Source organism: Geothrix sp. 21YS21S-2 (assembly GCF_030846775.1).
Taxonomy (GTDB): domain Bacteria; phylum Acidobacteriota; class Holophagae; order Holophagales; family Holophagaceae; genus Mesoterricola.
The window spans coordinates 1738612-1752616 of sequence record NZ_CP132910.1 but is presented as its reverse complement, the minus strand read 5'-3'; the positions used below and the strand labels follow the sequence as shown (position 1 = coordinate 1752616).

General features: G+C 69.0%; 9 protein-coding genes and 1 tRNA gene. 6 read left to right on the top strand and 4 right to left on the bottom strand.

All coding sequences use genetic code 11. The features are described from left to right. Position 1 precedes the first annotated feature (1 nt). The 4 genes from RAH40_RS07940 to RAH40_RS07925 are packed head-to-tail and all read left to right on the top strand — an operon-like array spanning position 2 to position 4247. Positions 2-1216: an FtsX-like permease family protein gene (locus tag RAH40_RS07940; RefSeq protein WP_306601554.1), complete on the top strand. Its 1215-nt coding sequence runs from the start codon at positions 2-4 to the stop codon at positions 1214-1216. Further along, the gene (locus RAH40_RS07935) at positions 1209-1889 is read left to right on the top strand and encodes an ABC transporter ATP-binding protein (protein WP_306601553.1); all 681 of its coding nucleotides are present in this window, start codon (positions 1209-1211) and stop codon (positions 1887-1889) included. The genes RAH40_RS07940 and RAH40_RS07935 overlap by 8 nt, the downstream gene beginning before the upstream one ends. A 34-nt stretch (positions 1890-1923) precedes the next feature. Further along, positions 1924-2349, top strand: a complete 426-nt coding sequence (locus RAH40_RS07930; RefSeq protein ID WP_306601552.1) for a PilZ domain-containing protein — start codon at positions 1924-1926, stop codon at positions 2347-2349. An 11-nt stretch (positions 2350-2360) separates the two neighbouring features. Further along, on the top strand, positions 2361-4247 hold the full coding sequence (locus tag RAH40_RS07925) for a hypothetical protein (protein WP_306601551.1): 1887 nt from the start codon (positions 2361-2363) through the stop codon (positions 4245-4247). Here the strand turns inward: RAH40_RS07925 and RAH40_RS07920 are convergent. After that, complete coding sequence (locus RAH40_RS07920; RefSeq protein ID WP_306601550.1) at positions 4213-5712, bottom strand: sigma 54-interacting transcriptional regulator; 1500 nt, start codon at positions 5710-5712, stop codon at positions 4213-4215. The two genes, RAH40_RS07925 and RAH40_RS07920, sit on opposite strands and share 35 nt — an antisense overlap. Positions 5713-6371: 659 nt before the next feature. On the opposite strand from RAH40_RS07920, the gene RAH40_RS07915 reads away from it, so the two are divergent. Next, positions 6372-8330, top strand: coding sequence for a hypothetical protein (locus RAH40_RS07915; protein WP_306601549.1), 1959 nt, complete (start codon positions 6372-6374; stop codon positions 8328-8330). Continuing rightward, positions 8327-10291: a hypothetical protein gene (locus tag RAH40_RS07910; RefSeq protein ID WP_306601548.1), complete on the top strand. Its 1965-nt coding sequence runs from the start codon at positions 8327-8329 to the stop codon at positions 10289-10291. The genes RAH40_RS07915 and RAH40_RS07910 overlap by 4 nt, the downstream gene beginning before the upstream one ends. Positions 10292-10300: 9 nt before the next feature. Here the strand turns inward: RAH40_RS07910 and RAH40_RS07905 are convergent. From RAH40_RS07905 to RAH40_RS07895, 3 genes are all read right to left on the bottom strand, one after another. Next, positions 10301-10391, bottom strand: a tRNA-Ser gene (locus RAH40_RS07905). Positions 10392-10442: 51 nt separating this feature from the next. After that, positions 10443-12218, bottom strand: a complete 1776-nt coding sequence (locus tag RAH40_RS07900) for a long-chain fatty acid--CoA ligase (protein ID WP_306601547.1) — start codon at positions 12216-12218, stop codon at positions 10443-10445. A gap of 159 nt (positions 12219-12377) precedes the next feature. After that, complete coding sequence (locus tag RAH40_RS07895; RefSeq protein WP_306601546.1) at positions 12378-13982, bottom strand: M4 family metallopeptidase; 1605 nt, start codon at positions 13980-13982, stop codon at positions 12378-12380. Positions 13983-14005: the final 23 nt, after the last annotated feature.

The following is a 14005-nucleotide window of genomic DNA, read 5'->3' as shown; positions in this document are numbered from 1 at the left end:
GATGCCCTTCACCTGGACCGTCGCCGTGCGCTTCCTGCGGGAGGGGCGCGCCCAGACCCTGCTCATCCTCGCGGGGCTGGCCACGGGCGTGGGGGTCATCGTCTTCCTGTCGGCGCTGATCACGGGGCTGCAAGAGAGCCTCGTGGACCGGACCCTGGGCACCCAGGCCCACATCGTCCTGCGCCAGCCCGACGACGTGGCCCGGCCCCAGCTGGACCGCGGGGCCGGCCTGGTGCTGGACCGGATCCAGCGCCCGGAGCAGCGCCTGCGCTCCATCCTGGCCTGGCCCCAGAGCCTGGCCCTCCTGCGGGCCACGCCCGGGGTCACCGCGGCCTCGCCCACGGTCGCCGGGGCCGCCTTCGCCCTCAAGGGCGCCGCGAACCGCAGCGTGGCCCTGCGGGGCGTCGACCCGTCCTACCGGGCCATCCTCGACCTGGCGCCCCGCATCACCGAGGGCGCGTTCGACGTGGCCGGGACCAACGCGGTGGTGGGCACGGAGCTGGCCCACGAGCTGGGCCTGACCACCGGAGACAAGGTGCGCCTCCAGACCCCCGCGGGCCAGAACGAGGTGTTCACGGTGACGGGCATCTTCGACGTGGGCAACAAGGACCTGAACCTGAGGTGGGTCTTCCTGAGCCTGCGCAACGCGCAGACCCTCCTGGACCTGGCCGGCGGGGTGAGCACCCTGGAGGTGAAGGTGGACCGCCTCTTCGAGGCCGAGGCCATGGCCCAGCGGCTCGCGGCCCGCACGGGGCTCCAGGCCGACAGCTGGATGAAGCTCAACGCCCAGCTCCTGGTGGGGCTGCGCAGCCAGAACAGCAGCTCCTACATGATCCAGGTCTTCATCATCATCGCCGTGGTGCTCGGCATCGCCTCGGTGCTGGTGGTCTCCGTGGTCCAGAAGTCCCGGGAGATCGGCATTCTCAGGGCCTTCGGCACGTCCAGGGAGCAGGTCATGCGCATCTTCCTCCTGCAGGGCGGGCTGCTGGGCGGGGTGGGGGCGGTGCTGGGCATGGCGCTGGGCATCGTGCTGGGGCTCTTCTTCCAGACCCTCGCCACCAATCCCGACGGGAGCCCCACCTTCCCCGTGAACCTCACGCCGTGGCTGTTCCTGCGCACCGGGCTCATCGCCCTGGGCACGGGGCTCCTGGGGGCCTGGCTCCCGGCGCGGCGCGCTGCGCGCCTTGACCCCGCCGTGGCCATCCGCCATGACTAGCGTCATGCGCCTGCGGGGCGTCCGGAAATCCTACGGCGAAGCGGTCGTCACCGAGGTCCTGCACGGCATCGACCTGGCGCTGGAGCCCGGCGAGTTCACGGCGCTGGTGGGACCCTCGGGCAGCGGCAAGAGCACCCTGCTGAACCTCCTGGGACTCCTGGACCGGCCCACCTCCGGCTCCATCGAGGTGCTGGGGCGGGATGCCGGCGGCCTGGACGACGCGGCCCTGACCCGGCTCAGGGGCCGCTCCCTGGGGTTCGTCTTCCAGTTCCACCACCTCCTGCCGGCCTTCACGGCGCGGGAGAACATCCTCCTGCCCCTCCACGCGCAGCACGGCAGGGTGGATGCGGCCATGGAGGCCCGGGCCGGCGCGCTCCTGGAGCGCATGGGGATCGCGGACAAGGCCGGCCAGCTCACGTCGAGGCTCTCCGGCGGCCAGCAGCAGCGCGTGGCCATCGCCAGGGCCCTCATGCACGCGCCGAGCCTGGTGCTTGCCGACGAGCCCACCGGGAACCTCGACACCCGCGCCGGGGAGGAGGTCTTCGCCCTGATGCGGGAGCTGAACCGGGAGCAGGGCACCGCCTTCCTGATGGTGACCCACGACCCCGCCCTGGCGGACCGGTGTGACCGGATCATCGAACTGGTGGACGGCAGCATCACCCGGGAGCGATGAGCCGTAAATTCAATTATATGAGCCATATGTATATGTGCTCCATCGCGCCCCTGGCGCCAGGAAACTGATACCCTTTCACCTTCGGGGGCGGGGCTTGGGAGGCGACGGGCAGGAGCGGAGGCGATTCACGCGCATGAGCACGTCCGGGGGCCCCTACCAGGTGGTCTTCCACCTGCACGACCGCATGGTGGCCGGCGCGCGGCTCGCCAACATCAGCGCCGGCGGCTGCGGCCTGGAGATCCAGATGGTGGATGCCTGGGACCTGGACACGGGCTCCGTGCTGGAAAACCTCTGCATCCTCCACCCGGACCTTCCCTGCGTGCCCCTGCAGGGCACGGTGGTGCGCCTCCTGGGAAAGGTGCCCGGCAAGACCAGCGGCTACCTCCTGGCGGGGGTCGAGTTCACCATGATCACCCCCTTCGTCCAGGCCCTCATCGACGGCCACGTGGAACCTAATTAGGAAAGGAAGGCATGGCCTCGAAGGCACTGGATCACTTCAGAGCGGTTCTCGATCACCTGGACGGGGAGGACCGGCGGGATCAGCTGGAGTTCTTCAGCTGCGTGCTCGCGGCGGGGCCCGAGGTGGTGCTGGAGCTGGACGGGCGCCTGCCCGGGTCCCGGGCGCCCAGGGCCCTGCGGCAGCTGGCCATGGAGGCAGCCTTCTACTTCCCCTGGCCGGACTGGCTGGAGATCCTCGCCCGCATCCTGCGCTATGAATCGGAACTGGCGATCTTCGAAACCGGCGCCCGGGCCCTGGGCCGCATCGGCACGCCCGGCGCCCTGGACGTCCTGAGGGAGCTCAACACCATGCGCCAGGGGGCGGATTTCAAGGAGATCCTGGCGGACGTGCTGACCCAGACGGATCCCCAGGAAGCCTTCGACCATTATCTGGGCCGGCTCCTGGAGGGGTCGGCCAATCCAGGCGCCGCCAACGAGGCCGCCCAGCGGCTGGCGGCGCTGGTGGCCGGCCCCAACCTCGAGGCCCTGCGCATGGTGGCCCAGCACCCGGATCTCCTGGTGTTCCGCCATGGCCTCCTCCTGCTGGCCATGATTCCCACCGCCGAGGCCGCGGAGGTCCTCGCCGACATCTTCGAGGACAGCCACCACGAGGTCCTGTCGGACCGGTTGCTCAAGGAGCGGGTGGCCCAGTTCCGGTCCCTGCAGGCGCCGGACGCCCGGGAGGCGGCCCTGGAGGCCCTCCGGGCCATGGAGGCCGGGGAGGCCCTGGACGCCCCGCCCCTGATCAAGGGCTTTCTCAAGGACATCCTCGCCGCCACGGAGGAAGGCGGCAAGCCGGGCGCCCTCGCGACGGTCTTCACCCAGGCGATGGAGGCCATGCACCAGCGGGCCCGCCGCCTGAGCTTCGCCGTGGATTGCTCGGCCGAGGGCCTGGCGTCGTACGTGAAGAAGGAACTCCTCGACGCGGACCGGATCCTGGACCTCCTGGTGATGGGCTACCAGGAACAGACGGGCAGGGAGGGGCTCGCCCGGGCCCTGGCCAAGCTCGTGCCCGCGGACGCGGGGAAGGTCCATCAGCTCATCCTGGGCGGCCCCGACGGCGCCCAGCGTGCCGCCGCCGTGGAAGTGCTGGGCGGCCGGGAGGAGGCCGCCCTCCTGCCGGTGCTGCTGCAGGCCTGCCGGGACCCGCTCACGGACATCGCGGACCGGGCCCTGTTCCACCTGGGGCGCCTGCCGGGGGCCCTCGAGCTGGCCCGTACCCTCCTGCACAGCCCCACGCCCCAGGACCTGTCCCTGGGCCTCCGGCTGACGGCCCAACGGAGGTTCCCCGAGCTGGTTCCGGACCTCCTGGAGCTGGTGCGGACCAGCACCCGGGAGGAGACCACCCTGCAGGTCATCGAGACCCTGGGCGCCGTGGGGGGAGGCCAGGTCGCCGCCCAGCTCCTGGAGATGCTCCATTCGGGCCAGAGCCTCCGGATCCAGACCATCGTGGGCGAGGCCCTGATGGGCATGCGGGACCCCGAGGTGGCCCTGGCCCTCTGTGCCAAGGCCGACGCCATCAAGCTGCCGTTCCTGCACTGCATCGCCGTGGAGGCCCTGGGCGCGGCCCACGGCGCATCCGGGCCCGCGATGCCGGCGCAGAACGGCGCGATGCTCCTGCACCAGGTGCGCCGTTCCTGGATGGACCGCAACCCCTGGGCCCTCCGGCTGCGGGTGGTGAACGCCCTGGTGGAGGTCCGGATGGCGCATCCGGAGACCTGGTCGGCCCTGGCGGACCTCATCCGGGATACCCTCGCGGAGAAGCGTCCACCCGGGGCCTGGAGCCCCGATGCCCTGCACGCGGTGCAGGGGGCGGCCAAGGAGTTCATGCGGAGGGCCTCCGGGCGGGAGGAGGGCTGAACCTGGGCCTTACCTTGCCGTACGACCGCAGCTTGCGGTACAGGGTGGCGGAGCCGATGCCCAGCTGCAGGGCGGTGAGCCCCTGGTTGCCCCCGTTGGCCTCCAGGACCGCAAGGATGTAGTCGCGCTCGATGTCGGCCAGGGGCCTGGCGGGGCTGGCCACGAGGGGCGCCGCCACGGGCGGCCGAAGGTCCCCGGGCAGGGCGTCCAGCACGGTGCGGTCCGCCAGGGCCGCGGCGCGTTCCATGGTGTTCTCCAGTTCCCTCACGTTGCCGGGCCAGGGGTAGCGCAGGAGCTGCTCCTCCAGGGCGGGGGCCAGGGTCATCGCCGGAATGCGCAGGCGGGCCGAGGCTTCGGCCAGGAGCTGCCGGGCCAGGGGCAGGATGTCCTCCCGGCGCTCCCGCAGGGGCGGAACGTGCAGCTCCACCACGTTCAGGCGGTAGAAGAGGTCCTTGCGGAAGCGCCCCAGCCGGATGTCGGCGGCCAGGTCGGAATTGGTGGCAGCGATGACCCGCACGTCGATGGGGCGGGAGCGGTTCTCCCCCACCCTCCGCACCTCCCGTTCCTGGAGCACGCGCAGGAGCTTGACCTGCATGGCCGGCGAGATCTCGCCCACCTCGTCCAGGAGGATCGTGCCCCCGCCGGCGGACTCGAAGAGCCCGGCCCGGTCCGACACCGCGCCGGTGTAGGCGCCGCGGGCGTGGCCGAACAGCTCGCTCTCCAGGAGGGTCTCGGTGATGGCCCCGCAGTTCACGGGGATGAAGGGCCCCGCCGCGCGCCGGGAGGCACGGTGCACCAGGCGCGCGATGAGCTCCTTGCCGGTGCCGCTCTCGCCCGTGATGAGCACCGTCGATTCCACCGTGGCGATCCGCTGGGCCAGGTCCAGAAGCCGGCGCATGGGGGCGCTCTGGGCGACCATGGCCTCCGGCCCGGACGGGGCCTGGGGCTCCGGCCCCCAGTCCTCCCGGGAGCGCCCCTGGAACCGGCACCGGGGGGCGCCCTGGGCCGCGCACCGCTCCTCGCGCACCTCCACCTCCCGTCCCAGGCGCCGGCTCAGGTAGCCGCTGGCCACCCCGCAGATCACCCAGCACGCCGGAATCCGGCTCGGCCCCAGGTGGGCCAGGTGCTGCTCGGCCTCGAAGGAATCCAGCTCCAGGAACCGCGCCCCCGCCTGGGTGCCCTGGAGGAAGGCCGGAACCCCGGGTTCCATGCGGAACAGCCCCAGCAGGCCCGGCGTGAAGGGGTCTTCCACCGGCCCGGACCCCAGGCGCCACCCCTGGGCGTATCCCACGCGCGTGAGCAGGGCCCGGGCCTCCTCCAGCCCCGTCTGCTCCACCAGTTCCTTCCTCAGCACCCCCAGCGTGCTGGCATCCAGGACGACCGCAGGTCTGCCCGCCAAGCGAACCAGACCCACCTCGGTGTCCACTTCCAACTGGTCATTAATATCAAGATGTTCCAAGCTCATCTGACCTCCTTCCCTCCCAAGGCCATTTCCTGCCTTGGGGGGTGGAAAATAAATAAATAAAATAAGTAATTAAAATGTGTTGAGATGTTGATCAGGTCGATATGAATCGCCGGATTCCCATCATAGGTGAATGAAAGGGACAAAGCAAATTCGTTTGGCAGGAAAAGAACAATGCTTGTAAAAAAATTGCATTCAAGCCGCGCGTGGCTGGGGTCAGCCCAGGACCATAAATGGGCGGTCGAGCATTAGCTCGGTTTTTCCTGCTCCTGGTTCCAGGGTCCTAGAATCTTATAAAATAGGATCATGATTTCGATCTATCCTCTCCCGTGGTCATGCAGTTAAATGAACGAGTACTGCATCGTGCAAATACCTTGGAATAAGATCCAGGACCGGATGTGCTTTCTTCTGCCGTGCCCAGCGCCCCACCGTTTCACCTTTTCAAGGGAATCCCGCAAGCTGGTCCGCTGCCCATTCGAACGGATGCTTCAAAAGACCGGATAAGACGCCGGGGCGCTGGGGTTTTGAAGAGGCGCTGAAAACCGGCACCCCCTCACCCTTTTTCCGATTCGGGCAGGGGGATGCGATTGCAGACTCCTTTTTTCCCCTGTTCTGGCCGAATTGTGGCTGTATTATTCATCAAACAACCATGGATGAATGATATGTCAATTTCCGCACCGATGGCCGTATGCCTTTGCGTCTCCTTGCATGCGGGAAGCTGGGCGCCGATCCCCCAGAACGTCTGGGACATGAAGGAGGATCCGGCCCAAGGAGTCAAGGGCGCCGTGGTGCTGGAGCGGCGCATGACGTTCACCGGCATGGCGGTCCAGCATCGGGTGAGGGTGCGGGTGCTCTCGGAAGCGGGGCGCGCTGCCGTCGCCTACCTGGGCCTCACGCCGGAATCCTGCGAACTGGAAGGACGCACCGTGCAGCGGGACGGTTCGGTGGTTCTGTACGACAAGGTAGGTGATTTCACAGGCAAGACCCTCAGTGAGGGGGGCGACGCGTACGTGCAGAAGGGACTGGTTCCGCCCGGGGTCACCCCGGATTGCGTGGTCGAAGTGCGCTGGGCGGAACTCGTCGGAGGGGGCGTGGGGCGCCAGCTGCCGACGAGCCTTGGCTATTCGGCGGAATGGAGGCTGGGCGGCCGGTACAAGGTCCTCGAGGACGTGGTGGAATTCGGCAGCGGCTACAAATGGAGCGCCACGGTGCTGCCGGGCCGGGGTGGTCCACAGCCTGAAGTCCGGAACTCGGGCCGGACCCGCACCTTCGTTTTCCGCGACCTGCCCGCCCGGGAGGAGGTGCCCTTCTCCCTGGCCCCCCTTGCCGATCGGCCGGTCGTGATGGCCTGGTACCAGCCGGAGCTGCTGGTGGGGCAGGCCCACGGCAACCTCGAGAACTACTGGCAGATGGCCGCCCGTAACTACTGGGAACAGCACTTCAAGGGCTGGATCAAGACCGGGAGGGCCTTCCGGGCCCTGGCCGAGGAATTGACCGCCGGCCTTCCCGCGGACCCGGCCGAAGCCGCCTCCCTCCTTCTGCGGCGCCTGGACCGGCGGATCCGCAATGTCAGCTTCCCGACCCTTGCCGAGAAATCCAGCCTGGACGTCGTGGCCATACAGGCCGACGACTACGATGCCCGGCACGACCTGGAGCAGATCGTCCGGCGCGGCGCCGCCACGGCCGAAGAAATGGGCTTCCTCTTCATCACCCTGCTGGAAAAGGCGGGCATCCACCCCCGGCTGGCGCTGGTGCAGGACAGGACCCGCAGCCTGCTCCGGCTGGCGGTGCCCAACGTCTTCCAGATGGACGACGTGCTGGTGGGGGTTCCGATGGCCGGGCGCGGCATCCTGTGGCTGGATCCCGGGCTGCGCTTCGCCGCGCCCGGACTGGTCCATCCCGATTACCAGGGCTGGGACGCCCTGCTGCTCGATACAGCCCGATGGCAGCCCGAAAAGGGCATGGTGCCCATCCAGCCGGCTGCCGTCAACGTCTCCAGGTACGCCTTCACCCATGCCTTCCCCGAGGATGCGTGGACGTTCCAGGTGAAGGCGGACTTCACCGGGTATCCGGAATACCGGCAGCGGCGGCGGTTCATGTCCCGGTCGCCGGAGGAACAGGCCAGGACCCTGAAGGAGGCCCTGGAGAAGATCCTCCCGGAGGCCACTGTGACCGCGGCCGTCCAGCACGCCTCCGACCCCGACGCCAATGTCACCTGGAGCGCGGAAGGCGCGCTGGACCGCCCAGGTCCGGGCAGTTTCCACTTCAACCCGTTCCCGGGCATGCCCAGCCCCCTGGCCCAGCCGGCATCCTGGCCGGAGCGGCGCACCGAGCCGGTCGTCCTTGAACACCTCGGGATCCAGGTGGCGACCAGCGAATTCGACCTGCCCGCCGGGTATCGCCTGGCCGCTTCCGAGCCGTTCGTGCAGGAAAACAGCTTCGGCAAGGTCGGGTTCTGGGTTTCATCGGCCCCCCAGGGAGAAGGGACGCGGGTCAAGGCGGTATTCAAGGTGGAAGTCCTGCGCCCTTCGGCCCCGCCGGAGGCCTACCGGGAATTCAGGACCTTCATGGACTGGATCGACCAGGCCTGCCGGCGCCGGATCCTGCTGGAGCGGCCATGAGGCCCTGGCTGCTCCTGGGCTGCCTCCTCTTCCTGCCCCTTTCAGGGCAGGATCTTTCGGGGCTGCCGGAATGGGCCCGGGGCCCGGCTGCCGCCGCCCAGGCCGAGGTCCCGCCTGCCGGGGCCGGCGCCTGGGTGCTGTTGAAACGGTATGAGGTCGCCTACGCCGGCGAAGGTGAAATGCGGATCCGCAGCCTTCGCCTGGTGCGGATCCTGGGTGAACGGGGCCTGCCCGAAGGCACGTTCTCCCTGCAAAGCCTGGGCGGCAAGGCGCAGGAGGTGCGCCACCTCCGGGGCTGGAACCTCCGCCCGGACGGCGAAATGGTCCGCCTGTCCCGGGATGGCATCGCCGTGCAGGACAGCGATCCCGGTGATGGATTCAGCAGCGATCACGTCACCGTCGCCGAGATCGCGCGGGTGGCCCCGGGCAGCCTGGTGGCCTTCGAATCGGAAGAAGTGGCCCGGATGCCCATGGGCCCGTGCATGGGTTTCTACCTTCCGGAAGCGGAACCGGTGCGGCGCTTCGAGGTGGCCGTCGCCCGCCGCGGCGGCTTTTTCTCGGACCTCCGGGAGGTGGAGGTGCGTCTGCGGACGCGGCATTGGCAGGGCTGGGGCCTGGCCCAGGAAGCCCTTCCGGACGGTGGGGTGGCGGCCAGCGGCATCTCTGCCTTCCCAAGGGATGAGAGGGTCGCGCCCTACCGGAACAATGTCTGGCCTTCGGTGGAATTGACCTTCCTGGACGCCAACTTCGCCGGGGCCCCCTCCTGCCGGACCTGGGACACCTTGGCGAGCTGGATCCATGCCCGCTACCTGCCGGCCATCACTCCGTCCGGGAGGCTGCCCCTGAAGGGGCTGCCGCCCGGCGACGCCCTGGCCGCGGCCTACCGCTGGATGGCGAAGGAACTGGTGTACAAGGTGGTCTATCTGGCCCCGGAGCGGGGCTGGTTGCCGGAGCCGGGCCCAGAGGTGGTTCGCAAGCGGTATGGGGACTGCAAGGACCATGCGGCCTGCTTCCTGGGGGAGGCCGCCGGGCTCGGGTTCGAGCCCTTCCCTGTGCTGTGCCGCATAGGCCAGGGGGAGATCGAGGCCGGCCAGGAGCCCTTTCCCTACGTCTTCAACCATGCGATCGCGGCGCTGCGCCTGAAGACCTCCCTGGGCCTGGCCGCCGAGGTGACCACCGAGGCTGGTCGCTTCCTGCTGGTGGACGCCACCGACCGCACCTGCCCGTTCGGACTGCTCCCCGCGGATCACCGGGGCCGCCGGCTGCTCATCTGCACGCCCCAGGGAGCCGTATGGGTCACGGTCCCCGCCAGCGCCACGGTCCCGGAGCGGCTTGAGGTGGAACTCACGGGAACCGTCTCCGAGGGCGGGGCGGTGCGGGCGAAGGTGCGCCTCCGGGAGACCGGCAATGCCACAGGCCTGCGGGCCCACCGGCTGATGGCGGGCCTAGGGGCCCTGGAGCCGCTGCTGCTCTCCCAGGGCTTCCACCTGCCTCCCGCGGGGCGCCTGAGCGAACTGGCCTCCAGCGACCCGCTGGACCTGGACCACCCCTTCGAGGTGACCTTCGTCCTCGACCATCCCAACGGCGCCACCCCGCGGGGATCCAGCCTGGTCCTGGTGGGCTGGGGCCTGCCGCCGGCGCCGGGGATCATCCAGAAGCCGGGGATCCCGCGCCGGTTGCCGGTGGCCGTGCGCGAGGCCATGGTCCGGAGCCTGCGGGCCACCTGGACCTTCCCCCATCCCGTCCGCCCTGCGCTGCCGGAGCGGCGCTCCGATTCGCCGTTCCGCACCGTAGCCTGGCGGGTCCTGGCCGAGGACCGCAGCGTCCGGGTGGAACTTGACGACGAACAGAAGGAGGCGCGCTTCGACGGGGATGCCCGGGCCGGGGCCGTCGCGGCCTGGAAGAAGGACCGGTCCCTGTTCCAGGCCCTGGCGGATCAGGGCCTGACCTTCATCCGGTGACGGCGGGAATGGCGGAAGGCGAGGGATTCGAACCCCCGGTGGGCTCATCACCCACGCTCGTTTTCAAGACGAGAGCCATAAACCACTCGGCCAGCCTTCCATCCCAGAATCATGCCACGGCTCACCCGGGGCGTCCATTTGGGGCTCGGGCCTACGCGTTGGCCCGGTAGAGCCCCTCGATCACGTCCTTGAACGCCTCGTTCACCACCCGCCGCTTGAGCTTGAGCGACGGGGTCAGAAGGCCGCTTTCGGGGGTCAGCTCCTTCTCCAGGAGGGCGATCTTGCGCACGCGCTCGTAGGCGGGGAGCTGGGAGTTGGTGTGGTTCACGCGGGTCATGATCTTGGCGTAGACCTTGGGGTTGGCCAGCATCTCCGCGTCGTCCTTGAAGGGCAGCTGCTTGCGCTGGCACCAGTCCCTCAGGGCGGGGAAGTGGGGGACGATGAGGGCGGCCAGGTGGTTGCGGTGGTCGCCCACGACCACGGCCTGCTCGATGTAGGGATCGTCCCTCAGGGCGTTCTCGATGGGCTGGGGGGCCACGTTCTTGCCGCCGTTGGTGACGATGATCTCCTTCTTGCGGTCGGTGATCTTCACGCGGCCCTGGGGGTCGATCTCGCCCACGTCGCCCGTGCAGAAGTAGCCTTCCGCGTCGAAGACCTCCCGGGTGGCCGCCTCGTCCTTCCAGTAGCCCTGCATGACGTTGGGGCCCTGGCAGAGGATCTCGCCGTCGGGGGCGAGCTTTAGGAAGGGCCGTCCATTCCAGGACTTGAGGATGGGGTGGCCCACGTAGCCGGGCCGCACCCGGCCGATCTTGTTGAGGGTGAGGATGGGGCTGGTCTCCGTCAGGCCGTAGCCCTCGTAGATGGGCACGCCCATGGCCCAGAAGAATTCCATGATCGTGGGGTTGATGCCGGCGCCGCCGGTGACGCAGAAGCGAAGGCGCCCGCCGGTCTTGGCCCGGACCTTGGACAAAAGGATGCGGTCGGCGAGCCTCCAGGCCAGGTTGGTGAGGCCTCCGGGCTGCTTGTCGAAGTAGAGGTAGCGCACCACCCGGTGGCAGGTGGAGCGGGCCCAGCTGAACACCATGCGCTGGGCGAGGCCGCCCGAGGTCAGGGCGTCCCGCACCTTGGCGTAGATCTTCTCGAAGATCCGGGGCACGGCCATGAGGACGGCGGGCTGGACCTCCAGGAGGTTCTGGGGCAGGGAGATGAGGCTCTCGGCATAGTAGATGCCGATGCCCAGATGGAACATGGTGTAGTGGCCCGCGGTGCGCTCGAAGATGTGGGACAGGGGGAGCACGGACAGGCACCGGTCCCCGCGCTCGGGGCGCAGGGCCACGATGGCCACCTCCACCACGGCCTCGATGTTCGAGGCCAGGTTGCCCTGGGTCAGCATCGCCCCCTTGGGGTCGCCGGTGGTGCCGGAGGTGTAGATGAGGGTGAGGAGATCGCCGGGAACCCGCTGGGCGGCCCAGGCCCGCACTTCGGGACGGCGCGCGTCGAGGGCCTCGCCCTCGGCCATGAGGGTGTCCCAGGGCAGGCAGTTCATGCCATGCGGCTCGGGCGGGACGCCGTCCAGGACCACCACGGTCTCCAGTTCGGGAAGCCTGTCCGCGGAGGCCTTGATCTTGTTGAACTGCGCGCCGTTGGACGTGAGGATCCAGCGGGAGCCGCTGTGCTGGAGAATGTAGGACGTCTGTTCCGCGGTGAGGGTGTGGTAGATGGGCACGCTCACCAGCCCCAGCAGCGAGCATGCGAAGTCCATGATGGCCCAGGCTGGGCGGTTGTCGCAGAGGATGCCGACCCGGTCCCCCTTGCGGAGACCCCGAGCCTCCATCGCCAGGCAGAGACGCTCGACTTTCGCCTGCAGTTCCTTGTGGGAGATGGGCTTGTAGGCTCCATCGACCTTGGAGGCCAGGGCATCGGGCAAGTCAAACTTCAGACTTTCATAAAACAGCTCTGCAATGGTCTGAACCAAAGGCGGGACTCCAGGGAAATGGCAATGCGCATGTTAGCAGATGCATTTCCGGGTTGCACTGAAGCGCCCCAAAGGCCCTGACACCCTTCCTAGCGTGGTGAAAAAACGGAGTCACCGGGGCCATGCGGGGCCGAGGCTGATGCCGTGGAAGGCGTCCCACACGGCCTTCTCCTCGGGTCCGCCCGCGCCGTACAGATCCCTGGCGGACGTGATGCAGGCCTCCCTGGCCTCCTTGTAGCCGCTGGTGGAGGTGAGGTAGTGGACCATGGCCCGGTTCCAGATCCGCCCCGCGCGGTCGTTGCCGAGGCCTTCCATCCCCTTGGGAAGGGCGCAGGTGTAGAAGTCGGATTTCGGGTTGGAACTGGCCCCCTGGCTCAGGAAGAAGAAGCACCGGTTCATCGGGCCCGAACTCTCGTGCACGTCCATGAACTGGAGCTCCGGTGACCAGGCGTCGGGGCTGGCGCCGTCCTTGCTGGGTTTGTACATGAAGCGCAGCGGCTGGGGATGGCTGGACCGGACCACCGACTCCCCGATGGTCCAGTTCCCGCCCCAGTTCCCGATGAGGTCGCCCGAGCCCCCGCGGGCGTAGAACTCGATGAGGGCCGCGTTGATGTCCGAGTTGGCTTCGTTGAGGCCGCCGCTCTCGCCGAAGTACTCGAGGTGCGCGGTGCTGGAGCAGAAGCCGTGGCTGAGCTCGTGCGCGACCACGTCCAGGGAGGCCAGGTTCTTGAAATAGCGGCCGTCGCCCAGGGTCACGCACATGCAGGTGTCGCCCCAGAACGCGTTGTCGTAGTCGCTGTCGTAGTGCACCCGCATGGTCACGGCCGTGCCCTTGTCGTCGAGGCCCTTGCGGCCCAGGATCCTGGCGAAGTAGTCCCAGGTGACCTGCAGGCCGTAGGCGGCGTCCACCGCCGTGGTCTCCCCGCTGGCGCCCGCCGTGGCGCCCCCCTCGTAGTTCCGGCCGTCCCCCCAGGTGTTGGTGGTGCTCGTGAAGATCGTCCCGTCGTCGTCCCCGGTCCTGTGGTCGAGGTTGATCGTCGTGTTCCCCGTCCTGCCCCGGGTCCAGTCCCGCAGTTCGAAGCCGCCGCCCTTGGCCCGCACCGTGGTGTTGAGGGCCACGGTGCCGTTGTACTGGGAGATCCCGGTGCCGGTCGCGGCCCTGCCGGTGTGCAGGGAGGACCACCGCTTGAGGATGCCCGAGGTGCGGGCGTCCACCAGGAAATCCACGTGGGCCGTCTCCCTCGCCCCGTTCTCCACTTCCAGGTGGACGCGGTAGGCCAGGACATCCCCGGCGGCGAGCCTCGCCACCACCAGCTCGGTGGTGGGCGGGACCCGGCAGCGCCCCCTGGGGGCAAGCGCCGCCATGGCCACGGCCAGGGCCTCCGCCGGGGGCACGCCCGGGTTGGTGTCCAGGTCCAGGTCCTTCACGAAGGCGTCCGTGACCGACCGGGTCCGGGGGCCCGAGAGATGGAGGATGCCCTCGCCGCCGAAGACCTTGACGCCTTTGTAGTACTGGAGGATGCGGGCGTCGCGCCCCTGGGTGAGGGGGTCCGGCACGATGCTGCGGACCCGCACCGCGTCCTCCCGGCCCAGGCCCAGGCCGGGCTTGAGCTCCTGGATCAGCAGCTGCTCCGGGGAGCCGATGAAGGACGCCTCCTGGGCCGGAAGGGTGGAGCAGAGGGCGAGGGCGGCAAGGGTGAGGGGCGGTCGGGGCATGGATCCTCCAGGGCCCGGCGTGG

Excerpts from the sequence above, each read along its gene's own strand:
- RAH40_RS07895 (WP_306601546.1), bottom strand. The coding sequence starts at position 13,982 with ATGCCCCGACCGCCCCTCACCCTTGCCGCCCTCGCCCTCTGCTCCACC.
- RAH40_RS07910 (WP_306601548.1), top strand. The coding sequence starts at position 8,327 with ATGAGGCCCTGGCTGCTCCTGGGCTGCCTCCTCTTCCTGCCCCTTTCA.
- RAH40_RS07935 (WP_306601553.1), top strand. The coding sequence starts at position 1,209 with ATGACTAGCGTCATGCGCCTGCGGGGCGTCCGGAAATCCTACGGCGAA.
- RAH40_RS07925 (WP_306601551.1), top strand. The coding sequence starts at position 2,361 with ATGGCCTCGAAGGCACTGGATCACTTCAGAGCGGTTCTCGATCACCTG.
- RAH40_RS07915 (WP_306601549.1), top strand. The coding sequence starts at position 6,372 with ATGTCAATTTCCGCACCGATGGCCGTATGCCTTTGCGTCTCCTTGCAT.
- RAH40_RS07940 (WP_306601554.1), top strand. The coding sequence starts at position 2 with ATGCCCTTCACCTGGACCGTCGCCGTGCGCTTCCTGCGGGAGGGGCGC.
- RAH40_RS07920 (WP_306601550.1), bottom strand. The coding sequence starts at position 5,712 with ATGAGCTTGGAACATCTTGATATTAATGACCAGTTGGAAGTGGACACC.